A 24,428-nucleotide genomic window follows, 5' to 3' on the forward strand; every position below is an offset into this window, starting at 1 on the left:
AAGTATAGCATTTTCTACACCTAATTTAGTTAATATCTTACTTTAGTATCTCTTTAAATACTCTATAAAAGTTTCCACTAGATATTAAGTTTATATCACTCTTTTTATATCCTCTTTTTTCAAGCTCTACTATTATATTCTTAGCTTCATATGTACTTTTAAGCCCATCTACACTTGGATTTTTGGAATTTTCTTCAGTAAAAGAACCTATAGTCTCTTCTCCTAGATAATCACTAAAATCAAAACCAAAAGATACATGCTCTATACCTATAAGATTCACCATATAATCTATATGGTCAACTAAGTGTATTAAATCTTGCTTTTTCGGATTAATATTGGTAAATCCTCTAAAGCTATTTATTCCCACTAATCCACCTGTTTTTGAAATTTCTTTTAATTGATTATCTGTGAGATTTCTTTTTGCATCACATAGATTTTTAACATTAGAATGAGATGCTATAACTGGTTTACTTACAACAGACATCAAATCCCAAAATGATTTTTCATTTAGATGTGATACATCTATTAGCATACCTAATTGTTCTAACTTCTCTACTGCTTTTTTTCCTATTTCAGTTAATCCTCTGTTTTCATCTCCTAAACACCCTGTAGCAAGTTCATTCTGTTCATTCCAAGTTAATGATGCATGTCTAGCTCCAACTTCTTTATAATAATATTCGATTAAGTCTAAATTTTTTCCAACATGGCTTAAACCTTCAAGACCTATTAAAATATTTATTTTATTCTCATTTAGACCTTTATTTATATCAGAATATTTTTTTACTATATTTACAATATCCTTCATATCTTCAATTTCTTCTTTTACACATTCTATTATCTGCTTAACTCTCTTTTCCGGCTTTTTATCATATGGCGGGTCTATCCATATTACAAAAATAGCCCCTTCAATATTTGCTTTTTTAAAATTTTCAAGATGGATTCTTCTAAATACATCTTTCTCTCCATTAAGCCTTCTTATCGTTACATCTGACCAAGTATCTGAATGTCCATCAAAAATCATGACAACCTCCAATTAAATAAAGTTTTTTTCAAACGTTTGTTTTTCACTTTTTATAAAACTTATATTAAAATATTTCCTACCAAAAGACCAAAATAATTACCAACTATATATCCAAATGTCCCAACTATAAGTATTGGCCCTACTAACTTAGACCACCCTTTTGATATTGCCATAGCTGCTGCTGTTGTAGGTCCACCAATATTTGCATTAGATGCAAGAATAGCTTCTTCCAAGGTAAACTTAAATATTTTGGCAACTATAAATGTAACTAACATGTTTATAAGTACCATTATTCCACAATATAAAAGTAATAATGGAGATTTTTGAATTATTAATGTGATTGAAGCAGGAACACCTACTACAACAAAGAAAATGTAGATTAAAAATGTGCCCAGCTCTTGAGCTCCTTTTATATCACTAAAGAAATTAGGCATAAAGGTAGCAAATATCATAGTTAAAGTAGTTATTATTAGATATTGATTGCCAAATAAAGTATTTAACATTGCTAAAAATGGACTTGACGTTGGTATTATAGATTTAAACCAACCTGACAATTCTACTGATACTGCAACTATTATAAAAGCACTACCAATGGCTATTGCTATATCTTTTAAAGATATTTCTTTTCTTCCCCAATAATTTGCTGCTATTGTTTCGCCTTCATTTACACCTATGCTTTCCATCTCATCTACATGTGGATGTTTAAAATGTTTTCTAAAAAATCCAATAGATGGGATAGCTATTAAAACAAAGAAATATAATGCCATCAAAAGATTATCTGCTACAACAGTTGCTGATACCAATTCCCCAGGTGCATCAAATGCTCCTGACATAGCTGCAAAGTTTACATTTCCACCTATATAAGAACCTGTCATCATAGCTGCAACAATATTTAAATCTGGTACTGCATTTTTTAATGCCAAGAATCCAATCATAGCTCCAAGTACAGTTCCTATCGAACCTACAAGAAATATTACAAGTAATCTTCCACTCTCTTTCCATATCTTTTTGATATTACATTGATATAACAACAAAGCTATAGCTAAAGGTACAACATAACCCCAGACTTGGTCATATACAACAGACTCTACTGGTATAATATTTAGATTTGATAATAACATTGCCCCTACAAGGGCTATTATTGCTCCTGATATTTTTGATGCCCAACTATACTTTTGCTCTAAATAAATACTAAATGCTGCCCATCCAGTTACAATTGCCCATAATACCCAAATATTATCAGGACTTACAAAACTCCTCATCTCAACCGCCTCCATTTCATTAAATTAAAATATCAATATTAATATTCAATATATTGAATATTAATACTATTATAATTCATCTTTTCAGAAAATTCAATATAACGATGTAAATACATGCATTACATAACTTTTATTTTATTTTATTAATTTTGGAAACTATATATGTTATAATCATGTTTGAGGGGGTTTTTATCTAATGGACATAGATGTTGGAAGCAAAATTAGAGCTCTTAGAAAATCTAAAAATATAAGTATAGCTACTTTAGCCAAAGAGTCAGGTTTAAGTACAGGTTTAATAAGTCAAATTGAACGTAATATGGTTGTTCCATCAATTATAGCAATGTGGAAAATAGCAAAATCTCTTGATGTAAACATAGGCTATTTTTTTGATGATATTGGGAAGGATGATTCTAATATAGTAGTAAAGAAAAACAATCGAAAGAAAATAGTAACTAACGATTCTACAAAATTTTATGAGCTTCTTGTTCCTAATCTAATTGGAAAAAAAATAGAATTCATACTTGTTACATTAAATGGACATACAAAAAAAAGTAGCGAATTCGTAACACATGAAGGAGAAGAATGTGGGTACATAATAAAAGGAAAAATGAAAATAACACTTGGTAATAAAGAGTATATATTAGAGGAAGGGGACAGTTTTTATTTTAACAGCACTATACCTCATATATATGAAAACTGTGATAATGATGAATGTATTTCAGTTTGGGCAATGACTCCACCTTCATTTTAATATATTAGACTCTTGTTTAAGTATAAATTAATAAAAATCTGAAATAAATTAGTATGATAAATTTTATCCTAATTTATTTCAGACTTTTCTAGTTTATTGGTTATATATTAAGTAGACAACTTTCATCTAAAATTTTAGATAGTATTTCTTCAGTTCCACTCATTCCATCAAATTTACTTGATATAAATGTGTTTTTTCTTTCATTTTTATTTATATCACCATGCTTCAATACATAAGCTTTATTTGAAATATCTAGCATTCCATAATCCATAATAGAATCCCCAATTGCATAAAAATTTTCTATTCCTAATTCTTTGGTTAGGTATTCGATAGCATTTTCTTTTGAGATTTCTTTTGGTATAAAATAAATTTTTCTACCACTTACATACAATCTCCAATTTTTTGATTCCAATATATTTATATACTCTCTAATTGAATCTAAATTAAATTTTTTAAAATCTACAACTATATAAAAAAATGTATCCTCTGCAACTTTAAAATTAGTTATTCCTTCTACATTCAAATACGTTTTAAATTTATCTACCATGCTTTCAATAGGCTCATAGTTAGATTTTAATTTGTCTATCTTTTCACTCCATGATTTCAATATTTCATTATCTTTAAGTATAACTCCTCCATTTGAAGTTATACTCCATGGAAAATAAATGCCATATTTATTAAATTCTATACGCTTAAACTGTTCTATTGTTCTAGTGGTAGTTGGTATAAACATACCATAATATTGTATTTGTTTTATTAAATTTATGGTATTTAAAGATATATAAGAGATTTCTTTCTTTTTATAGATTTCTATATTTGTATATCTCTTATCAGTATTTAAAAATTTATCAGAGTAAATAATACTCCTGTCTAAGTCTGAAAAAACAATCATTCAGTATTCTCCTGTCAAATATATTTTCTAAATATCTTTCATATTTTTTATTATGCCACAACACTTGTAAGCTTTTAAATTCATTTCTTCAACTTCAACATTTTTCTCTTTTGCCAAAATAAATATATGCTCTAAAGATTTATCATTTAAGTCTTTAACAAGTATCTTATATGGAACTCTCCTAAGTAAAACTCTTGTTGTTTCTCCTACACCTGGCTTGATAAAGTTGATATCTTTTATATCGTACTTTTCCTTTATATTTAAAACATCAAAATAACCATCTTTAGTTATAATATCACTTTTCCATTTTTCAACTTCATCAGATATATTTTCAAATTGGTTTTTGAAACATGCCTCTATAGTTTCTATATAATTTATAGACTCATCTTTATCCTTTAAGTGGTTATAAAACTTAGCACCATGAAAATCATCCTTACCAATCAAATCGTCTCTTAGCACAGTTCTACTCACTAGCCCAGAAACAGTTGAGTTTAAACATGCACTTGGTATTAAAAAGTCTTCTCTAATTCCATAAAGTCCAGAATATCCAGCAGGGTCAGCTAATACAGCAAGAGTTGAATCAAAATTCTTTTTAAATTTAAATTTAAGCTCATCACATGCTTTTTCTAGCTCTCTTGATATTGTTCCCTTACCAGTCCATCCATCTAAAAATTGTATGTTTGAATTTGGATGACTATTTATTATATATTCAACTGCATTCATATCTATTCCTTTATCTCTTATTATAGATATTGTATAGTGAGGTAAATTTAAATTATACTTATTTCTTAGGTATCTCTTTGCCAAAATACCAATTGGTGTTCCAGCTCTAGCAAGTGAAACTAGTACAACATCATTTCCATTTTTTTTAATTATCTTTTCACACATAACACCTATAGAAAATGCCAGTTTATTCTTGTTTTGTTCTAGTTTATCATGATATAATTTCAGATAATCTTCGCTAACCTCATACTCTACTGGTATCATTTCTGAATAATGTCTGCCACTTTGTATTTTTAACTCTCTCTCTTTGTTTCCTTCTTCTTCAATTAAATTTGATATATCTTTTAATAAAAAGACAACATCATCTTTAGAATATGTGCTAAATTCTCCCATATGACTCAACTCCTACCTTAAAACTGTGATATATTTTATCTTGATAAAACATTTTAGCTACAACATACTATAGTCAATTTTTTTATACTTGTTTTTTTAATTATATCAATAAATTCCAGATAAGAATTCTCACTTTTATCTAACTCAACAAATAAATAACACTCAGAAAAATCATGTCTATCTATGTTGTAAATATAATTTTGAACGTCAGAATTATAAAAACTCTTTAATTTAAACTTACTTCTAATAGGATAATTGTTTTTATCAATATTAATTATTGGACTTCTAGTTGTTGAATGATAGTATATATCACATTGATTTTCTTTTTCTTTTGCAAATAACATTGGTATATACATGAATTCTTCAGTACCTAAAAATAGAACCTTTTCTGCTTTCTTTTTTAAAGATTCTTTACTTTCTATAACTATTTTTTTACTTTCTCTTTTTACAATTTCTTTTAATTTAATTTGTTCTCTTTTGTTAATTCCAAATCTACCTGTATATCTTATATATTTTTTATTTCCAATATAATCTTCTAAATCAACATTGACATGATTTACTATTAAATTTATTTTGTCATCCTTCATAATACTTGATTGACTAATAGTACAATTATCATTGTAATTTGCAACAATATCTTCATTTATATCAAAATTAAAGTCTCCTTTAAATAAATACACAAATTCTATTTTACATCCAAGTTCTTTTTCCAGACTACTAATTTTTTTTAAATTTTCATCACTTACCCAATTAAGTATAGAACATATAGTATATTTCTTTTTAGGATAAATACTTTGAATCTTTCTAATTATATTCATACACGTATTAGCTGTAGTAATTTCATCATCTACCAAAATTACTTCATCGCCAAATTTAAAGTTATCTAGCATTTCAAAATATAAATTTTGGTCTGTTGCATGAGAGTGTTCTTCTAAAAAGTCTAAATTTTCTAGCTCATCAAATTGCTCCCTAGTGGTATGAATAAATTCATAATCTCCAGATAAGTAATCAAAAAAGCTATGTCCAACAGCTGTACCAGTTTCGGCAAAAGCTATTACAGTCCCATTTGATGCTACCTTATTTTTTTTATTATAAATCGTGGCCATTAGCTTTCCTAAATTATCCATTTCACTTGGTTTACAAGCTAAATGTTTTCCAAGTTTTTTTGATATAAATAAAAAACGTCTCTTTCTGTTATTTCTTATTCCTATATCTAAAAAATCATTTAAATCTAAGTTTAATGGATTATCAACAATGTCAATCTCACAATTAAAATTTAAGCAATTCTTCATAGTCTACTCCTTTATTTAATACACCATATATTTTAGATAAAATCAATGTTTTTTTAGCCCATAAAAAATGAGGATTAGTTTCATTCATTCTCTCACCTAATATGCCTTTACTCACACCATATTTACTATTTGCACTATCAAGTATCTCCAAAGCATCAGTAAAATCTTCATATGATACTGCAGATAAAGCTTGTACAATTTGAATTTGCATTGGATGAATTACTGTCTTTCCAACTAATCCATGAAATTTATCCAATAGTATTTCTTCTATATACTTCTTTCTTATCTCTTCATTTGTCATATCAAAAAATTCCGATACACCTCCACTTATTGGTATATCTATCTCTGGTCTTTGAAGATATGTAATTACATCTAATATAAACGAAGAACAAATCAAATTATTATATATAGAAAAATTTTTATCTCTTCTTATACCATACATACCTAATATATCAGTTAGACCTATTCTAATACTAAGTATTCTTGATTTATATCTTAAAATAGTATTATATAAATTACTGAAGCTTAATTCTTTATTTTCTTTATATATGAATTCTCTTGTTTCTATTATTGGAATAACATACATATTTTGAAGACCTATAGAATTCAAAACTTCTATACAGTTTTCAATTAACTTCGAATTTGCTTTAGGAATCAATATTCCTGTTATAGTATTATTGTTTTTAATTATAATCTCTTTAATTCTTAGCAATTGCTCTACATCTTTTATTCTCACAAAAATTAATGGTATTCCATCTTTATTAGTTATATTTTCATTGCTAATATTTTTCAAAATCAATTTAAGATTTTCTATAGCCTCAGATTCTCCATTTGCCCCAACAGCATCTTCTAAACAAATAGCTAGTGGTCTAACTCCCTTAACATCACCTATAATACTCTTATAAATCATATTATATTGAGTAGCTGGAACGTATAAAAAAGCACCCAGTGCATATTTCAGTACATCTTTTTCAGTATTGGCATTAAAGTCTTCTGGCACTTTCAAAAAAATTTTCTCTAAATCCTCTTTGCAGATATAATCGAAATATTTCAATGTGTGGCCTCCTCATATACATAGAAAGGGCCAACTTTATCCAAATTAGCCCCTAATATACTACTTATTATAAATTATAGCTGTATTTAATTCTTCTAATCTCTTTGTATTATCCTTGATTGTAACTCTATTATTTTCTTCTATTCTCAGAGTTTCATCTATACCAGATTTAATTGTATTGTACATTTTTTCTAATGTCTCTATTTGCACAGAGCTTGTTCCAGCCATTCTAGCTATTTGTGCACTTTGAGAACTTACATTTTGTGCATTTCTAAGCAATAATTCATTAGTTTTATCATCAAGAGCTTTTAGAGACTTTGCTTGTAATTCTTGCTTTTTAAGTAATATAGCTTGAGATAAACATTGTTTAAATACTGGCAAAGTTACAACAAATGCACTATTGATTTTTCTAATTAAACCATAGTTATTATGTTGCATACCTCTAAGCATAGGTATAGTCTGAATAGCTATATTTTCTGCTATTCTTAAATCATAGACTCTTTGATTTAACATATCATAGACTTTTAATAGTTCTTGATAGTTGACAATATCCATTTGGTCTCCACTAGTCTCTGATTTTTGTTTGAAATATGGTAATATTTCATTATCCATTTCTTCTACTGCCATTTCTCCAGCAACAATATATTTTTGAAGTTCGTTATAAAAGTCAAAATTTTCATTTAACATAGCACCAATTTGCTTATTAGAAAGTGCTATATCTCTTTCATATTGTTCAAGTTCAATTTGAATCTTTTCAACTTCTCCTCCCAGTGTTTCATACTTTTGAAACATCATTTCAATGGCATTATTAGCTTTTTTGAAAAGTTTTTGAACAAAATTTGGTTCCTTAGTTTCTTGAAAATCATCTAAATCAAATTTATCCATTATTTTAGTTAAGTGAACAAGCATTTTAGAATTTTCTTCATTTCTATTTAATTTTATCGTGTTTAATAGGCTATCAGAAACTCTCGCTACTCCTTCAGATGCTTTTCTACCAAATTGTAAAATTGTATCTGGATTTTCTACTTCTATAAGAGAAGTTAAAGCGTCAACCTCTTTAGACTTTCTAAGTTCAATTTTTTTATTATTTGTATATTCCATTATATCAAATTTTTCTTCTTGTACAGTCGTAGGTAAATTTTCAACAGTTTCTACAGAATTATTATCTTTTGAAAAATTATTTATATTTATCCCCATTTAAAATCGTCTCCTCTTGCCAAAAATTTTTTTAAGTAAAGGTATTTCATCTTCAAGTAAGTTCAATCTAAGGTCATATACCATTTTATCCAACCTGTGTATATCAATCAATTGGTTATTTATAACATTTTCTATATTATTTTCTCCGCCTGGAGATAATATAATAATATCAAATCCAATTTTACTAAGTAAAAGCATTAGAAATACAACTTCTTTATCAAACACAATGCTCTTATACATATATATAACCAACTTTGGATTTATGAGAGAGTAATCGAAATTATTCATCATGTGAACAAGCTTTTTATCCATATGAAGTACTGTGAATAAGCCTTTTATTTTATCCTCTCCACTTAGTCCATTTAAAAACATGTTACCTTCTATAAGTTCTTCCACTTTTTCTAAAATCATAATTTGTTGATTTAATGATAATGTTGAAATAGAATACTCTTTATTATTTAAAACAGAATTTTTATCTATAATACCTTTTGAATTTAATACAAATGATAGGCTAAAAGCTTCTCTCGTAAATTCTTTTGAAAATCTATCTATATCTCCATTAAATTCAATGAATGCTGAACTTTCTGAATCTCTTAATAAATCTAAAAACTTAATGTATTCATTTTTATCATTATATATTCCATTGATTTTAGAAAAGAAAACTGGAGTTTCTACTGTAGTATCATTAAACTTAAATCCTGGTCTCAATTTTAATGGCTGATTCCAATATATTGATATTTCATCAATAGTTGAACTTAAAAGCAAGCTTTTTATTTTTCTATCTTGAAGTTGCCAAGGTTTTATAAATCCAGAATCATTTAGCAATTCTTCACTTATTCGTTTTGATGCTTCTGCTCCAACAGTAAAAGCTTTTTTTACAGAACCTTTATCTATCTTTTCACCTGAAACAACTCTATCTTCAAAAGAAACATTTTCTTCTATTATATTAGCCTCTTCTAATTCTATCTTATATTTCTCTAAATTTAAGATACTTATATTACTCTTTGAGTTTGGATTAAGGTATAATATATCAAATCCTGCTAAGTACAATATTAAGAGTAAATAAACTTCATGCTTTTTTATGTCTCCATAAAATATTATTTTTGGAGCATCATTTTTATTTATATCTAAGGCACCAATATAAGTCTTTATCCATGCCATTATTTTCACTATAAAATTTTGTTTAACTCTATCATTAGTAAAGTCTTTTTCTTCCTCTTTTAATACTCTATCTATTGCTTGCTTTATTTTATAATCTATTTCTTCAAACCCTAAAATACTTATATTTGTATCTTCTGTGCTGTTTTTATAATTTTTAAGTCCATTTTTAAAATAATTAATAATGTCAAAATCACTAGGATTTGCTATAGCATCAGTAAATAAGGCAATATCTTTTCTACTATCAATATTTTGCTTAGTCTTAAATATTTCAAGATTATACAAAATCTCATCTTCTAAACCAATATATGAAATAAAATAACTCAGATATCCCTTTGAAGGAGTGTAATTTCCTCTATCTGATTGGCTGGAGAATATTTTTTCAAATACCTTTGAGTCACCCATAATTATCCTCCCAATTTAATTGTTTATTGATAACTGACTCAAAATATATATTTTGAGCCAGTTTGTTATTTTTTATAAAATTTATTTTAAGCTGTTTTCTTTGGTTTTACTAATCTTATTACACATTTTACAACTTCATTGACTACAACCACACTTGCTGCAACACATAAAACTTTTATCCATGTCATAACATCCATAGCTACAGAGTTAAAGAAATCTTGGAATAACTGAGTAAATATTACTTGTGCAATACCTGTTAAAACTATTATTTGTAATGCTAGTTTATTATGTGTAAAGTTTGGGAAAATACTATCTGCACTAAATTCTCTACAGTTAAATGCATTAAATAATGCACTAAAAGCAAATAACGCAAACATTACAGTTCCCTTATGAGCTTCATCAACACCTAAGAAGTTAAATGTAGACTGTAACATTAGTATTGCTGTTATATAGAATGCATTTAATACTATTGTATATACCATTGACTTAGATATTATATTTGCTTTTCTATCAACAGGTTTTCTATTTAACACATGGTCTCTAACAGGCTCTAAACCTAATGCTAGTGCTGGTGGACCATCCATAATTATATTTACCCACAACAATTGTATTGTTGTAAATGGCATTTCTTGTCCCATAACCTGAGATATTATAGCCACTAAAAATGCAATTACATTTACTGTTAATTGGAATTGAACAAATCTTTGGAAGTTATCATAGATTCCTCTACCCCATTTAATACCTTTTACAATAGTACTAAAGCTATCATCAGTTAAAATTATATCTGCTGCACTTTTTGATACTTCTGTACCAGATATACCCATTGCTATACCAACGTCTGCCTTTGAAAGCGCTGGGGCATCATTTATACCATCACCTGTTACAGCAACAACATCTCCACTCTTTTGAAGAGCTGAAACTATTCTCATTTTACTATCTGGCTTACTTCTTGCAACAATCGAAATAGTTTGTATTTCTTGTTTTAGTTCTTCATCATCTAAAGTATCTATATATGAAGCTTCAACTGCTCTCATATTTCCTTTTAATAGACCTAACTCTTCACCTATAGCTCTTGCTGTATTTATATTATCTCCTGTAAGCATTTTTACAGAAACACCAGCTTTATTTGCTGTATTTACAGATTCTATAACATCTTTTCTAAGTGGGTCTCTTATACCAACAAAACCACTAAATACTAACTCACTTTCCATTGCACTCACATTCATAGAATCACTTTCAGCAGTTACTGCTGCTTCTTCTTCAGCTTGCGAGATTTCTTTATATGCAAAACCTAAAGTTCTCATTGATTTTACTTGTAATTTTTTTATTTCTTCTAAAATCTCATGTTTTATACCTTCAGTTATTGGAACTATGTCTTTTCCTCTTTGGATATATGAACATAGCTCAAGCAAGACTTCTGGTGCTCCTTTTGATAACAACACATGATTATTATCTTGACCTATAACAGATGTCATTCTCTTTGAATCAGAAGTAAAAGGGTTTTGAGCTACTATATTAGATTCTTTTCTAACTTGTCTGTAATCTACATTTTTATAATATAGAAGTAGTGCACATTCTGTAGCACTTCCCAGGTACTTAACATCACTATCATTATGCTCTACATCAGCTGTAGAGTTTATCATACAGTTTTCTTCAAAATAACTATTTATTTCTTCTTCTGAACTCTCAATATATCTTCCATCAATATATGCAACTTCTACTGTCATTCTATTTTCTGTTAATGTACCGGTTTTATCTGAACATATTACAGAAACAGAACCTATAGTTTCACAAGCTTCTTTTTTAGTAACTAAGGCATTTATCTTAGCCATTTTTTGCATAGTTATTGCAAGTGTCATATTTATCATAGTTGGCAGACCTTCTGGAACTGCTGCAACTATTAATGCAACACATACTGTAAATGCTGTTTTAACAGGGTCTATCGATTCTAAAAATGGTAAAATTCCAGACATATCAACATTTAATACATTCTTACTTACCATTTGGAAAACCATGAATATAAATAATAATCCTGCTACTGCACTGGAAACTTTAGCTATCAATCCACCTAAATTTCCAAGCTTTATCTGAAGTGGAGTTTGCTCATCTGCGTCTGATAAGTTTTGAGCAATTTTACCCATTTCACTACTATCTCCAATTGAAGTTACAACTAATATTCCTCTACCATAAGCAACAAGTGTACCACCAAATACCATATTTATTTGTTTTGCAGGAATTGGTTCTTGTACCACTAGTGCTCCTTTAGATTCTATTTCTTCCATTGGAACTACTACATCACATTTTTTAGATACATCATCTGATTCGCCTGTTAACATATCTTCTCTAATTTTAAGATTTATAGTTTCTATAAGTCTACCATCAGCAGGTACCATATCACCAGTTTCAATATATACTATATCTCCTGGTACTAGTTCACTCTTAGAAATTTGATGTATTTCTCCATCTCTTAGTACTTTAACTTCAATATTTTCAGTCATCTTAGAAAGAGCATCTGCTGCTTTCTTAGAACGACCTTCTGTAATCATACCTATTGCTATACCTATTGCTATAGCTCCTACAATCCCGATTGCATCATGAGTTTCTCCAATTACTGCACTTACTACTGCTGCAATAATTAAAATAACTATCATTGGTTCACTTAAACTGTCTTTTAAATCATCCCAAAAGCTTCCTTCCTCTTTTGGTGTAAATTCATTTAAACCATACTTTTCTCTTCTAGTCTTGACTTCTGATTTTGATAAACCTCTGTCAGGGTTAACAGATAAGTCTTTAGTTACGTCTTCTTTGTCAACATTATAATATTTGATATCATTATTAAATTCCATATACACACTCAATCCTGTCTAAATTTTGCATTACTTCTTTAAGACCCGCATCTTTTGTTCCTTCACCTATTGCTTTAAACTGCCAACTTCCATCTTTTCTATATATAGCCCCTACTATAAGAGTAGTTTTTTCCGAATAATTATCAGATAAATTATACTTTGCTATTTCCTTTTTATTGCTTTGGTCCTCAACTCTTATATAGGCATTTTTTATCATCCCAAAGTGTTGTTTTCTGTCTATACAATTGTATATATTTACTACAAATAATAATCTGTGAATATTTGATGGAACTTTATCTAAATTAACTAGAATTTGTTCATCATCACCCACACCTTCACCAGTTAGGTTATCTCCTGTATGTAAAACTGACTTACAGGCACTTTTTAAGTTTCCAAAATAAATTAAGTCTTTTATCCCACTTAATTTTCCTTCCTGATTTAGCATAAATACAGATGCATCGCAATCTATATCAGCTTGTCCTCCGCCAAATAAAGACTTAAGGAATCCTCCACCTGATTGTTGCACAGGGTCCCATCCTAAGCCCACAAGTATACTACTCAATCCAGGGTTGGATTTTTTTAAATCTATTTTATCACCTTTTGATAAATTAATCGACATACTAAACCTCCATAAAATTTTATATAATATAACCTATACATTATTTGTATAGGCTACTTATATTTAATATACTGTGTTACTCATACTAAACACTTAATCCATAGTTTCTGCAAAGTGCTTCTAAGCCACCTTCAAATCCTGCTCCAACTGCACTAAACTTCCATTCTCCATTATATTTATATATCTCACATACTGTAATTGCAGTCTCTATACTAAATTCTTCGCCTAAGTCATATCTTAATATTTCTTCGTCATTTTCAGAGTTTAAAACTCTTATATATGAGTTGCTTACTTGTCCAAAGTTTTGTTTTCTTTCAGCAGCTTCATATATTGTAACTGTTACAGCTATTTTTTGTATATGCTTTGGCATTGTATCTAAGTTTACTAATATTTCTTCGTCATCTCCATCACCTTCACCAGTTCTATTATCACCTAAATGCTCAACTGCTCCAGATGAATGTTTTAAGTTATTATAGAATATAAAATCTTCATCTCTTTCAACTCTTTGAGATTCTCCTACCATAAAAACACTGACATCTAAATCGTAATCATAACCACTATCGAATGAATTTGTATCCCATCCTAATCCAAGTTTAATATTTTTAAGACCTGGATTTCCCTTAGTTAAATCAATTTTTTGTCCTTTTTTTAATACTATAGCCATGGAAAATACCCCCTCTAGTTTATTATATTTAAAATTATAAGTTTATTCCAAAGTTTCCACATAAAGCAGCAAGGCCACCTTCAAAACCAGAACCTAGTGCGTTAAATTTCCATTCTCCATTGTGTTTATATATTTCGGCTACTACTATAGCTGTCTCTATACTAAAATCTTCACCTAATTCATACTTTATTAGTTCTTCATTTGTATCTTTATCTACTATTCTTATATAAGAATTGCTTACTTGCCCAAAATTTTGTGTTCTTTCTGTTGCATCATGAATTGTAACTGTAAAAGAAATTTTGCTTATTTCTCCAGGAATCTTAGATAAATCAACAACTATTTGCTCATCATCTCCATCACCTTCACCAGTTCTATTATCACCTAAATGTTCAACTGCTCCAGAAGTATGCTTTAAATTGTTGTAAAATACAAAATCTCCATCATTAGTAACACTTCCACTTACTCCTGTTAAAAATGCTGCTGTATCTAAGTCAAAGTCAAATCCACCATCATACTTGTTAGTGTCCCATCCTAACCCTACTAAAATATTTTTAAGCCCTGGGTTTCCTTTAGTTAAATCAACCTTTTGGCCTTTTGATAATGTTATACCCATAATTTATCGCTCCCTTGTTAATTTTAGCTAAACAAATCTTGCTAATTATTTATCTTTTTCTTTAATCATATTATAACATTTTTTATTCATTTGTGAATAAAACTTAGTTGATATTTTTAAAATATAATTAAAAAAATGTTTATATTTCTTACTTTTTACATAGATTTTACATATTTTTTTAAAGAGATAAAATCTATGTTTAATATGTAATTATATATCATTTATATCTACAAGTATACATTTTATTTTGAAACTACAAAATTCTTGTACTATATTGTTTTAAGATGTTTTATAATAGATTATATCATCTTATTAGAGGAGAAAAAATATGATTTGTACTATTAAACCATTAAAAGTTGTAATAAAGAATTCAAAAGAGCCTTTAAATGAATTTATGTCTAGTAAGTCTTATACAAATAAGAGTTCTTCTTATATTAAAGAAGTCTACTTTACACGATATATAGGTATTGAAGATTCTATTGATAAATACATAAAAAACATCAAAAATATAGATACTCATCTTTTTAATAATACAACTGTTCCCTATATTAGGCTAAACAACTTAAATATAAATTTTGATAAATCCCAAACAGATAAGATGCTCAATACTTTCAATACTTATAATGATGCTAAATTTAACAGTTGGAGCTTATACAATATTGAATTTCCTTGTAAAATAGAAAATGATACCTTAGATTGGACAAAAAAAATTGCATTTAAAAGTACATTAGAGTTGTTTTCTAAAAACACACCAAATTCAACACCTTCTATTGTTAAAAACTTTGCTGTTAAACTTTTATGTTGGATAGATTATTTTCTACCCAAATTATTTTATAATAAAGTCAAAATTGATGTTTCACCCAAAGTAGTGTATTTTGGAAATATTAAAAGACAGGAACTTTTTTTCTTGTATTTTTTATCACAGCTTGGATGTGATATTTTGTACATAAATCCTCATAAAGATATCCTTGATTTATATCCTGAATGTTCTAGATTTTCTACTTTAGTTGAACTTTCTAAAAAAAGTCCAACTATGCTAGATATACCTTTAGAAAAATTAAATACAGATATAAATAAGAATATCAATAATAACAAAACTTATACGCCTATAAATAAACCTCAATCTGAACAAACTTCTGTTGTTATGATTGTTGTGTGTGATAATGAAAATAAACCATTCAAGAGTGGTTCTGGAGTAGTCATAAATAGTGAAGGTTATATACTTACAAATCTCCATGTAGTTAATGAAGGCTATTCATTTTTAGTTAGATTTGAAAATGATGATAAAGTTTATACATCGTATCAAATCATAAAGTACCACTCAGATTATGATTTAGCTGTAATAAAAGTTGATAGAAAATGTAAAGCGATACCAGTCAAGGTCAGCAAAAAACCTGTAAGAGGTCAAAAAATAGTTGCGATTGGAAGCCCTTTAGGTCTTTTCAATACAGTTTCAGATGGAATTATCTCTGCTTTTCGTGACTTTGAAACAGTTCAAATGATACAATTTACAGCTCCAATCTCTAGTGGTAGTTCTGGAGGGGCTCTTTTAGATATGTTTGGCAATTTACTTGGATTAATTTCTGCTGGGTACGATGATGGACAAAACTTAAATCTAGCAGTGGAAAGTCATCTTGTCAAAATATTTGCCAGTAATTTTATCGAAATAATAAACTAATTTGCTCTTGCTTCATGCCAATAGAGGGGGCGAGAACATTATATATGTTCGCCCTCTGTATGTCATGCAAAAATTAATATTTGATGTTTTTATGCTCTATAAACAATTGATACCATAGACAAAATGTAAATATAGTCCATATTTTTCTTGAATTATCTTTGTGACCTTTTAGATGTTCATCTAAAAGTTTTATTATATATTTTTTATCAATAAACTCGTCTACATTTGCATTAGAAATAGTATCTCTTACAACATCGCCTAAATCATCTTTTAACCAAACTCTTATTGGCGTTGGAAATCCTAATTTTTTTCTCTGAATAACATGTTCTGGTACTATATCTTTAAAGGACTCTCTAAGTAGCACTTTTGTATTATTTTTTGTTATTTTTTGTTCAACTCTTAAATTTTTTGCTACATCAAATACATCTTTATCTAAAAAAGGTACTCTAAGTTCTAGATGCTCAGCTACAGAGAATTTATCAACTTTTTGAAGTATATCACCTTGAAGCCATGTATTTACATCTATATGTTGCATTTTACTTATATAATCGTAATTATTTTTCTGCGCTTCTCTGTATAAATTTGATAATAAATACTCATGTATATTCTTTTCCTTATATTTAAAAAAGAATCTTTTCACTTCATTATTTTCAAAAATCTTCGCATTTCCTATATATCTCTTTTCTAAAGGTGTTGTAGCTCTATAAAGATAATTTTTGCCTTTTATATTAGGCATAAGCTCTGAAACTCTATTTAATACACCTCTAATATACACTGGTGAGTTTATAACTGATTTCACATTATTATATTCCTTGTATACATTGTATCCTCCGAATAATTCATCAGCACCTTCTCCAGACAACGCTATTTTAACATATTTACTAGCTTCTTTAATTAAAAAATAAAGACCTACTCCTGATGGGTCTGCCACAGGGTCATCCAAAAAATAAATTACACTAGGCAATGCTTTTATATAGTCATCTTGTGTTATGTTAAGTGGAATGTTTTCTATGCCCAATTTATCAGCTGTTTTTTTAGCTATTTCCAATTCACTATATCCTTTAACATTAAAACCTAGTGAAAAAGACTTTATATTTGGATTAATTTGTGAAGCTATAGATGTTATAATTGATGAATCTATACCACCAGACAAAAATGTTCCAACAGGTTTATTTTCTGATACCTGTCTTCTTACCGAATCTATTACTACATTTCTCACTTCTTCTTCGCCTATATCTCTATTTCCTAAATGGTTCTTACTGTAAAAAAATTTTGTACTACTCCTAAATTCAAGTTTATTATATCTCTTTAAAGATAGTATTCCATTTTCCACTCTAAAAAAATGTCCTGCTGGTATCAATCTTATCCCTTGTATCATAGTATCTTCAGGAAGAACATATTGAAACGAAAAATAACTCTGTAAACTTCGTTCATTTATGTTTAGTTTTTTAATATACTCCAGTATAAATTTATATTCTGATGCAAAGATTATCACTTTTTCTTTATTTATATAGTAAAGTGGTTTTATTCCAAATAAATCTCTTGCCCCAAATATACTTTCATCTTTTTTATCATATATTATAAAGCTAAACATCCCTTTTATCTTATGTACACAATTTTTTCCAAATGCTATATAAGATGTTAATAAGATTTCAATATCACTATCTGTAGAAAAGCTGTACCCTTTTTTAATCAATTCTTCTTTTATCTCACAACTATTATATATCTCACCATTTAAAACTATAACCTTTCCATCTTTTTCAAATGGTTTAACTCCATGTATAACATCTATTACATCAAATCTATTAAAATCAAACTCTTTTTCCTCACCTTTTAAGTATTCTCTACTATCAAGACTTATATGATTTATATTATTTACAGATTCTTTTATTTTAAATTTAATATCTTCTTTTCCAGATATATCTCCTTTATAATAAATTGAAATATTGCCACACATATTATCAAATTTCCTTCCTATTTTTTAGTATTATCCTGTATTTCATAGTTTTGTCTTTGCCTTCAAAACTTATTCAATTTTAAAAAAATTACTATCAAATTTTTATAAATTATCTGCTAATCTTTCATAATTTTTTAATTTCTAGAAATACTATATTAGGAGGTGATTTTTATGAAGAAAAAAATGTTAATACCAGTTATTATGTCTTTATTTATACTTTCACAGTGTATAACTTTATTTGCTTTTACACCCGAAAATAACAAGTTTAAGGTTAAACCATTACCTTATGCTTATGATGCACTTGAGCCCTATATAGATAAAGAAACTATGATTTTACATCATGATAAACATTATCAAGCTTACGTTGATAAGTTAAATGCAGCTCTTGAAAAATATCCTGAGCTTTATAATTATTCTTTATGTGAATTATTACAAAACTTAGATTCTTTACCTAAAGATATTGCTACAACAGTAAGAAATAATGCAGGTGGTGCTTACAATCATAAATTCTTTTTTGATATAATGACTCCTGAAAAAACTATACCTTCTGAATCTTTAAAAGCAGCTATTGACAGAGATTTTGGTTCTTTTGAAAAATTCAAAGAAGAATTCCAAAAAGCAGCTTTAGATGTTTTTGGTTCTGGTTGGGCTTGGCTAGTAGCTACTAAAGATGGTAAATTGTCCATTATAACTACTCCAAACCAAGATAGTCCTGTAAGTAAAAACTTGACTCCTATCATAGGTCTTGATGTTTGGGAACATGCTTACTATTTAAAATATCAAAACAGAAGAAATGAATATATTAACAATTGGTTTAATGTAGTTAATTGGAATGGAGCTTTAGAAAATTACAAAAATTTAAAATCTCAAGATTAATTAAATATTAAAATCCTTTTGAAAAAAACTTATGTTTGCTATATAATATAATAAAAGATAGTCTAAATTTACCAATATTATGTTTATAGTGACGATTCAGGAGGATTTTTATATGATAAAAGAAACACATGAAAGGGGAGGATATATATTAGCACTTTTGATACTCCCCTTTATAAATAATATATATTTAGTCAAATACGATACTACATATAAAATAGTATTAATTATAGTCTATATATATTTTGCATATTTAGGTTCATTATTTCCAGATATAGATATGAGAGGTTCTTACATAAGCAAAAAGTTTATATTAATTTACAAGTTATTTGGAAGTAGGTTTAGACACAGAGGGTTTACTCATAGTCTTCTTGCCTTATTACTCATTGGTAGTTTTTTTAAGTCTCTAACAATCTTTACTAACAACAATATAGTTTTTTCATGTCTGTCTAGTGGATTTATAATAGGATATTTTTCTCACATGTGTCTTGACCTTATTACGAAAGAAGGTATCGAATTGTTTTTTCCCATTACTATAAACATTTCCTTACTCCCTATAAAAACTAGCTCGAAAACAGAAAAATTCATATCTAAACTTTTAAACTTCATAGTTATTTTTTTAATCGGATATCAATTTTACATTTTATTTTAATATATTTTTATAGCTATATATTTATAAATCAATTAATAAATTAAAAAAATTGTCTTAAAAGAATACTTTTAAATTTAAAATTTATTTAAATCTAATTCTTTTAAGACAATTTTATTTTTTTGACAAGTTAAATTCTTTTGTTATTTCTATCATTATCGTGTTTTTTATGATGAAATTCATAATTATGATTTTCAAGGTTTTTATTAACTTTACTTCCAATTTTCCATGATAAAAATACTAGTAGTATAAATGATGCTATCTTTAGTGGGCTTGTTATAAATCCTTCTATATCACTTGCCACATAACTTATTACTATAAACATTACAAATTTTCCTGCCAACATTGCTGGAACAAAATCTTTTATATCTTTTTTACAAAAAGCTGATGCAACAGTAACTAAACATCCAGGCATAAATGGACAAGCATATGCTATAAATAGCAGTTTAAATCCCTGTTTGTCCATCCAACTTATTGCTCTTTCAGTTTTACTATTTCTCAACTTATTAAAAAGTCTACTATCAGTAAATCTACTTATTAATAAAAATAATGAGGTTGTCCCAAGCCCTGAGCCAATCCATGATAACAAACACCCAAGTAATAACCCTTGTATCGCAGCATTTGCTGTAACTATCGCCACAAGTGGTAAGGCTGGTATAAAGCTTTCTATAAATGCACTTAATAAACCAATTATTGTGGCTAACACCCAATAGTTTTGAGTTAAATCAAGTAATTCTTGTATATACTGCATATTGCTTTTCCCCTTTTTTTAACTTTAACTATTATTATATACTCTATATTACTATTACATACCAATTTCAAAAAGGAATCTAATATTCAAAAGTAAATAATTTATGTAAATTTACAGTTAAGGTATATTTATTTTATTATATATTATAACAAAAAAGTCTTAAAATATGAATCTATCATATTTCAAGACTTTTTCTTTTTATCTGGATATATTTAAACTATAGTATATCTGACTTCATAATATCTTCAAAGTCCCCTTTTTCAGATATCAATCTTATCAATTTAACAGTACAACTTAAATCATTTATAAGTATAGCTCCTACTAATGAACCATCTTTCATAAATAACTTTTTATATACTCTTTTACCTTCATCTTTTGATGAAATTTCTTTATCAAAATCTTGTATATTACCAATACTAAATACTTTAACATTCATTGCATCTAATGAAACTGGATATACATCACTTTCAAATTTCAAACTATCTCCACTTGCATTTGCTCCTGCTATTTTTCCCATTTCTACTGAAGATGGCCATATTGCTAGACTAGTATTTCCTACTTGTGCAACATCTCCACAAGCATATATATCTTTAACAGTTGTCTGTAATGTATTATCTACAACAATACCTCTATCAATTTTTACAGATGTATCTTGAACCATTTGAGTATTTGCTCTCACTCCAATTGAAAAGACTACCATATCACAGTCAACACTATTGCCATCTTTAAATACAACTTTTTGAGCCTTTCCATCACCATCAATACCATCAACTGCCACACCTAATCTTACATCTATGCCTGTATCCCTTACACATTGTTCTAGTATTTTACTTCCTTCTTTATCAAGTTGTTTTGATAATATACCATCCATTGCTTCAACTACTACTACTTCTAAGCCTTTTAATTTGAATTCCCATGCTGCTTCAAGACCTAATAGTCCTCCACCAATTACTACAACTTTCTTAGACTTCTCTAATGCTTCTTTTACATTATATAAGTCTTTTATATTTCTAAGTGTAAATACATTTTCTAAATCATGACCTTTAATTGGTGGTATGAAGTTTCTACTTCCTGTAGCTATTACAAACTTATCAAATTTAATAGCACCATCATTTACTACAATAGTTTTATTTGCTTCATCTAATTTATCTACATTTGTTCCTAATATTACTACTATATTGTTTTCGTCATACCAAGCTTTATCTTCCATATAGAAATCAGAATTAAGTTCTTCATTTATACCATCAGAAAGTGCAGGTCTGTAGTAAGTTAACTCCTCCTCATTAGAAATCATAGTTATCTTACAAGTCTTATTTCTTTTTCTTATAGCATCTGCTGCATAGAAACCAGCTGCACCATTTCCTACTATAACAAAATATTCATCAGTATCTTTTCTAAAAGTAACCTCATCTTCTTCAACTTCTATAAATTGGTCCTCTTTGGCTCCACATACAGGGCATATACTAGGAGCACTATCTCCTTCAAATACTTCGTTACAAATTACACATTTAAACTTTTTAGTTTTCTTTTTACTTCCAAAAGTAGAGTTTAACTTATCTAAGAATTTTCCTGTATAAGCATATAATTTGTCAACTTCTTCTCCTGATGGTTTAAAGTTAACAGCAAATGGTTTCACTGTTGTCATTCTAAGCTGATTGATTCTCTCCATAGCATTTTCTATACCTTCTCCACTCCATCCATATGAACCAAATACTGATGCAACTTTTCCACCATGAAGAACTGGATTTAAAGATACTAATATATCCCATATAGGTTTTAACGCATCTCCTAATATTGTTGGTGTTCCAAATAATACACCTTGTGATACTGCTATTTTAGCTAGAATTTCTTCTTGCTTATGTTCTATTACATCAAATAAATTCACTTTATAATTGCTATTTTTTTCAATATATGATTTTATAGCTTCTGCCATGATTTTTGTATATCCATGTGCAGAAACATAACAAATTGTAACTTCTTTTTCTAATTTTACTTGTTCATTTACACTCCAATTATAATAAAGGTCTATAATTTTTCTAGGATTTTCAGTCAATACTGGTCCATGACCTGGACACACTGTGTCTATATCTAAATCTTTTATCTTTTCTATAGCAGTTACCATAGATGGTTTAAATGGTCCCATTATACAATCATAATAATATCTTAAAGCATCTAAGTAATCCTTTTCTTCATCTTCATTAAGAGTGTTTACTATCTTATCATTACTATAATGACTTCCAAATGAATCACATGTTACAAGGGTTTTATCCTCTTTTATATATGTGTATATAGTATCTGGCCAATGAAGCATAGGTACAGAGAAGAATTCTAAAGTTTTATCACCTATTGATAGCACATCTCCATCTGCAACTGCAATATATTCAAAATCTTTGTTTACGATTTCCTTTAGATACTTAATGGCAGTTTCTGAAGCTACTACTTTTGCATTTTTTGCTAAATCTAAAAGTTTTTCAACGCTTCCTGCATGGTCTGGTTCAGTATGACTTACCACAATATAGTCAATTTTTTCAAAATCTATATTTAAATCATTTAATCTTTCAATATATTTGTCAAAATGTTTATCCTTCACTGTCTCAAATAAAACTGTTTTTTCTGTTCCTTTTAAAACATATGAATTATAAGTTGTTCCATAAGGTGTATACATAATTATGTCAAATACTCTTAAATCAGGGTCGAGCGAACCTACCCAATATAAATTTTCTTTTATTTTCAGTGATTTTAATGACATACCGTACTCCTCCTAAAATAATTATTTAACCTTTTTATACCCTATTTGTTATATTTTAAACAAATTTTATTTAAAAAAGAATTTATTTTAAAAGCAACTTAAAACTTTTAATCTTCTTTTTCTACCTCCAGTATAGTTCCTTTTTTAGAATCTACCTTTATGTCATATTCATTTTTTTCTTTATCTATTCTTATTTTATAAAAAGTAGCATCTAAATCTTTATCTAAACTCCATTCTTTTACTATTCCATCTTGTTCTTTTAATGCAATTTCCATAGCTTTTTGAGGTGTTATTATATCATTTAAATCTAATTTTTCTTCTCTAGCTTTACCATTTAAATCTTCTGAATCCAATTTTTCAGTTTTATCTTGTAATACATCCTTTGTATTAGCATCTATTTTCATCTTATACTCATTGTTATCATCTACACCTTCAACCGTATAAACATATTTATTTAAATCACTTTCAAGACTTAAATCTACTATATCAGCATCCTTATATTTGTCTTTAAATATATTTATTGCATCTGTGTAAGGTACTTTGAAATCTTGCTCCATTAAACTTTCATCCATTTTGCCATCTTTTAAATCACTATTTGATGCATTTGCTTCTTTTTTTGTGTCACCATTTTGAGGCGCTTGTCCTGAATTTGAATTTCCACTACATGCAGTTAATAAACCTGCAATAAGTATACTTGCTACTAATAAATATAGTTTTTTACACATAAAAATCCTCCTTAAATAATTAATTTATTCTATATTATACCCTTTAAATCCTTTATTTACCCTTTTATATTGCAGATACTTCTTACTTTATTTTAATAGTTTCAAGGCTTTACAATCTATACTTAAGAAGCTAAAAATCTATTTTAATATTACTTA

The 24,428-nt window shown here is 27.9% G+C and carries 20 protein-coding genes; 4 read left to right on the forward strand and 16 right to left on the reverse strand.

The window, feature by feature from the left end:
- Nucleotides 1-37: 37 nt before the first annotated feature.
- Nucleotides 38-1,021 (reverse strand): dipeptidase, encoded by a 984-nt coding sequence (locus KGF41_RS12385; protein WP_227854698.1) that lies wholly within the window; start codon nt 1,019-1,021, stop codon nt 38-40.
- A 59-nt stretch (nt 1,022-1,080) separates the two neighbouring features.
- Nucleotides 1,081-2,283 (reverse strand): DUF819 domain-containing protein, encoded by a 1,203-nt coding sequence (locus KGF41_RS12390; RefSeq protein ID WP_227829724.1) that lies wholly within the window; start codon nt 2,281-2,283, stop codon nt 1,081-1,083.
- Nucleotides 2,284-2,479: 196 nt separating this feature from the next.
- Here KGF41_RS12390 and KGF41_RS12395 point away from each other — a divergent pair, with 196 nt between their 5' ends.
- The gene (locus KGF41_RS12395) at nt 2,480-3,034 is read left to right on the forward strand and encodes a cupin domain-containing protein (protein ID WP_227829725.1); all 555 of its coding nucleotides are present in this window, start codon (nt 2,480-2,482) and stop codon (nt 3,032-3,034) included.
- Between the two features lie 100 nt (nt 3,035-3,134).
- Here KGF41_RS12395 and KGF41_RS12400 read toward each other — a convergent pair whose 3' ends face one another.
- The 10 genes from KGF41_RS12400 to KGF41_RS12445 form a co-directional block, all read right to left on the reverse strand.
- A complete protein-coding gene (locus KGF41_RS12400) occupies nt 3,135-3,926 on the reverse strand; it encodes an HAD hydrolase family protein (RefSeq protein ID WP_227829726.1) in 792 nt (263 codons plus the stop codon).
- 27 nt (nt 3,927-3,953) lie between these two features.
- Nucleotides 3,954-5,042 carry a cysteine protease StiP family protein gene (locus KGF41_RS12405; RefSeq protein WP_227829727.1) on the reverse strand — a complete coding sequence of 363 codons (1,089 nt, stop codon included), beginning with the start codon at nt 5,040-5,042 and terminating at the stop codon, nt 3,954-3,956.
- A gap of 53 nt (nt 5,043-5,095) precedes the next feature.
- Nucleotides 5,096-6,334, reverse strand: a complete 1,239-nt coding sequence (locus KGF41_RS12410; RefSeq protein WP_227829728.1) for a phosphoribosyltransferase family protein — start codon at nt 6,332-6,334, stop codon at nt 5,096-5,098.
- Complete coding sequence (locus KGF41_RS12415) at nt 6,312-7,388, reverse strand: HpcH/HpaI aldolase/citrate lyase family protein (RefSeq protein WP_227829729.1); 1,077 nt, start codon at nt 7,386-7,388, stop codon at nt 6,312-6,314. Before KGF41_RS12415 ends, KGF41_RS12410 begins: the two co-directional genes overlap by 23 nt.
- A gap of 60 nt (nt 7,389-7,448) precedes the next feature.
- Nucleotides 7,449-8,585 carry a toxic anion resistance protein gene (locus tag KGF41_RS12420; protein ID WP_227829730.1) on the reverse strand — a complete coding sequence of 379 codons (1,137 nt, stop codon included), beginning with the start codon at nt 8,583-8,585 and terminating at the stop codon, nt 7,449-7,451.
- A complete protein-coding gene (locus tag KGF41_RS12425) occupies nt 8,586-10,148 on the reverse strand; it encodes a YceG family protein (RefSeq protein ID WP_227829731.1) in 1,563 nt (520 codons plus the stop codon).
- Between the two features lie 86 nt (nt 10,149-10,234).
- Nucleotides 10,235-12,994: a calcium-translocating P-type ATPase, PMCA-type gene (locus KGF41_RS12430; protein WP_227850442.1), complete on the reverse strand. Its 2,760-nt coding sequence runs from the start codon at nt 12,992-12,994 to the stop codon at nt 10,235-10,237.
- Nucleotides 12,984-13,613 (reverse strand): TerD family protein, encoded by a 630-nt coding sequence (locus KGF41_RS12435; protein WP_227829733.1) that lies wholly within the window; start codon nt 13,611-13,613, stop codon nt 12,984-12,986. The genes KGF41_RS12430 and KGF41_RS12435 overlap by 11 nt, the downstream gene beginning before the upstream one ends.
- Nucleotides 13,614-13,698: 85 nt before the next feature.
- Nucleotides 13,699-14,277 (reverse strand): TerD family protein, encoded by a 579-nt coding sequence (locus KGF41_RS12440; protein ID WP_227829734.1) that lies wholly within the window; start codon nt 14,275-14,277, stop codon nt 13,699-13,701.
- Nucleotides 14,278-14,311: 34 nt separating this feature from the next.
- Nucleotides 14,312-14,890 carry a TerD family protein gene (locus KGF41_RS12445; RefSeq protein WP_227829735.1) on the reverse strand — a complete coding sequence of 193 codons (579 nt, stop codon included), beginning with the start codon at nt 14,888-14,890 and terminating at the stop codon, nt 14,312-14,314.
- 328 nt (nt 14,891-15,218) lie between these two features.
- Here KGF41_RS12445 and KGF41_RS12450 point away from each other — a divergent pair, with 328 nt between their 5' ends.
- Nucleotides 15,219-16,568: a trypsin-like peptidase domain-containing protein gene (locus KGF41_RS12450; protein WP_227856702.1), complete on the forward strand. Its 1,350-nt coding sequence runs from the start codon at nt 15,219-15,221 to the stop codon at nt 16,566-16,568.
- 73 nt (nt 16,569-16,641) lie between these two features.
- Here KGF41_RS12450 and asnB read toward each other — a convergent pair whose 3' ends face one another.
- Nucleotides 16,642-18,525: an asparagine synthase (glutamine-hydrolyzing) gene (asnB, locus tag KGF41_RS12455; RefSeq protein WP_227838860.1), complete on the reverse strand. Its 1,884-nt coding sequence runs from the start codon at nt 18,523-18,525 to the stop codon at nt 16,642-16,644.
- Nucleotides 18,526-18,696: 171 nt separating this feature from the next.
- Between asnB and KGF41_RS12460 the strand changes: the two genes are divergently transcribed.
- Nucleotides 18,697-19,401: a superoxide dismutase gene (locus KGF41_RS12460; RefSeq protein WP_285891640.1), complete on the forward strand. Its 705-nt coding sequence runs from the start codon at nt 18,697-18,699 to the stop codon at nt 19,399-19,401.
- Between the two features lie 112 nt (nt 19,402-19,513).
- Nucleotides 19,514-20,050: a metal-dependent hydrolase gene (locus KGF41_RS12465; protein WP_227829738.1), complete on the forward strand. Its 537-nt coding sequence runs from the start codon at nt 19,514-19,516 to the stop codon at nt 20,048-20,050.
- A 127-nt stretch (nt 20,051-20,177) separates the two neighbouring features.
- Here the strand turns inward: KGF41_RS12465 and KGF41_RS12470 are convergent, their stop codons facing one another.
- From KGF41_RS12470 to KGF41_RS12480, 3 genes are all read right to left on the reverse strand, one after another.
- Nucleotides 20,178-20,798 (reverse strand): TVP38/TMEM64 family protein, encoded by a 621-nt coding sequence (locus KGF41_RS12470; protein WP_227829739.1) that lies wholly within the window; start codon nt 20,796-20,798, stop codon nt 20,178-20,180.
- Between the two features lie 217 nt (nt 20,799-21,015).
- Complete coding sequence (locus KGF41_RS12475) at nt 21,016-23,547, reverse strand: FAD-dependent oxidoreductase (RefSeq protein ID WP_227856703.1); 2,532 nt, start codon at nt 23,545-23,547, stop codon at nt 21,016-21,018.
- 107 nt (nt 23,548-23,654) lie between these two features.
- Nucleotides 23,655-24,272 carry a PepSY domain-containing protein gene (locus KGF41_RS12480; protein ID WP_227841871.1) on the reverse strand — a complete coding sequence of 206 codons (618 nt, stop codon included), beginning with the start codon at nt 24,270-24,272 and terminating at the stop codon, nt 23,655-23,657.
- Nucleotides 24,273-24,428 lie beyond the last annotated feature (156 nt).

It is taken from the genome of Clostridioides sp. ZZV14-6150 (assembly GCF_020657875.1).
Classification (GTDB): domain Bacteria; phylum Bacillota; class Clostridia; order Peptostreptococcales; family Peptostreptococcaceae; genus Clostridioides.

What these genes read in the sequence shown, in the direction of transcription:
- KGF41_RS12385 (WP_227854698.1), bottom strand. Translation starts at nt 1,021, where the DNA reads ATGATTTTTGATGGACATTCAGATACTTGGTCAGATGTAACGATAAGA.
- KGF41_RS12390 (WP_227829724.1), bottom strand. Translation starts at nt 2,283, where the DNA reads ATGAGGAGTTTTGTAAGTCCTGATAATATTTGGGTATTATGGGCAATT.
- KGF41_RS12395 (WP_227829725.1), top strand. Translation starts at nt 2,480, where the DNA reads ATGGACATAGATGTTGGAAGCAAAATTAGAGCTCTTAGAAAATCTAAA.
- KGF41_RS12400 (WP_227829726.1), bottom strand. Translation starts at nt 3,926, where the DNA reads ATGATTGTTTTTTCAGACTTAGACAGGAGTATTATTTACTCTGATAAA.
- KGF41_RS12405 (WP_227829727.1), bottom strand. Translation starts at nt 5,042, where the DNA reads ATGGGAGAATTTAGCACATATTCTAAAGATGATGTTGTCTTTTTATTA.
- KGF41_RS12410 (WP_227829728.1), bottom strand. Translation starts at nt 6,334, where the DNA reads ATGAAGAATTGCTTAAATTTTAATTGTGAGATTGACATTGTTGATAAT.
- KGF41_RS12420 (WP_227829730.1), bottom strand. Translation starts at nt 8,585, where the DNA reads ATGGGGATAAATATAAATAATTTTTCAAAAGATAATAATTCTGTAGAA.
- KGF41_RS12425 (WP_227829731.1), bottom strand. Translation starts at nt 10,148, where the DNA reads ATGGGTGACTCAAAGGTATTTGAAAAAATATTCTCCAGCCAATCAGAT.
- KGF41_RS12430 (WP_227850442.1), bottom strand. Translation starts at nt 12,994, where the DNA reads ATGGAATTTAATAATGATATCAAATATTATAATGTTGACAAAGAAGAC.
- KGF41_RS12435 (WP_227829733.1), bottom strand. Translation starts at nt 13,613, where the DNA reads ATGTCGATTAATTTATCAAAAGGTGATAAAATAGATTTAAAAAAATCC.
- KGF41_RS12440 (WP_227829734.1), bottom strand. Translation starts at nt 14,277, where the DNA reads ATGGCTATAGTATTAAAAAAAGGACAAAAAATTGATTTAACTAAGGGA.
- KGF41_RS12445 (WP_227829735.1), bottom strand. Translation starts at nt 14,890, where the DNA reads ATGGGTATAACATTATCAAAAGGCCAAAAGGTTGATTTAACTAAAGGA.
- KGF41_RS12450 (WP_227856702.1), top strand. Translation starts at nt 15,219, where the DNA reads ATGATTTGTACTATTAAACCATTAAAAGTTGTAATAAAGAATTCAAAA.
- asnB (WP_227838860.1), bottom strand. Translation starts at nt 18,525, where the DNA reads ATGTGTGGCAATATTTCAATTTATTATAAAGGAGATATATCTGGAAAA.
- KGF41_RS12460 (WP_285891640.1), top strand. Translation starts at nt 18,697, where the DNA reads ATGAAGAAAAAAATGTTAATACCAGTTATTATGTCTTTATTTATACTT.
- KGF41_RS12465 (WP_227829738.1), top strand. Translation starts at nt 19,514, where the DNA reads ATGATAAAAGAAACACATGAAAGGGGAGGATATATATTAGCACTTTTG.
- KGF41_RS12470 (WP_227829739.1), bottom strand. Translation starts at nt 20,798, where the DNA reads ATGCAGTATATACAAGAATTACTTGATTTAACTCAAAACTATTGGGTG.
- KGF41_RS12475 (WP_227856703.1), bottom strand. Translation starts at nt 23,547, where the DNA reads ATGTCATTAAAATCACTGAAAATAAAAGAAAATTTATATTGGGTAGGT.
- KGF41_RS12480 (WP_227841871.1), bottom strand. Translation starts at nt 24,272, where the DNA reads ATGTGTAAAAAACTATATTTATTAGTAGCAAGTATACTTATTGCAGGT.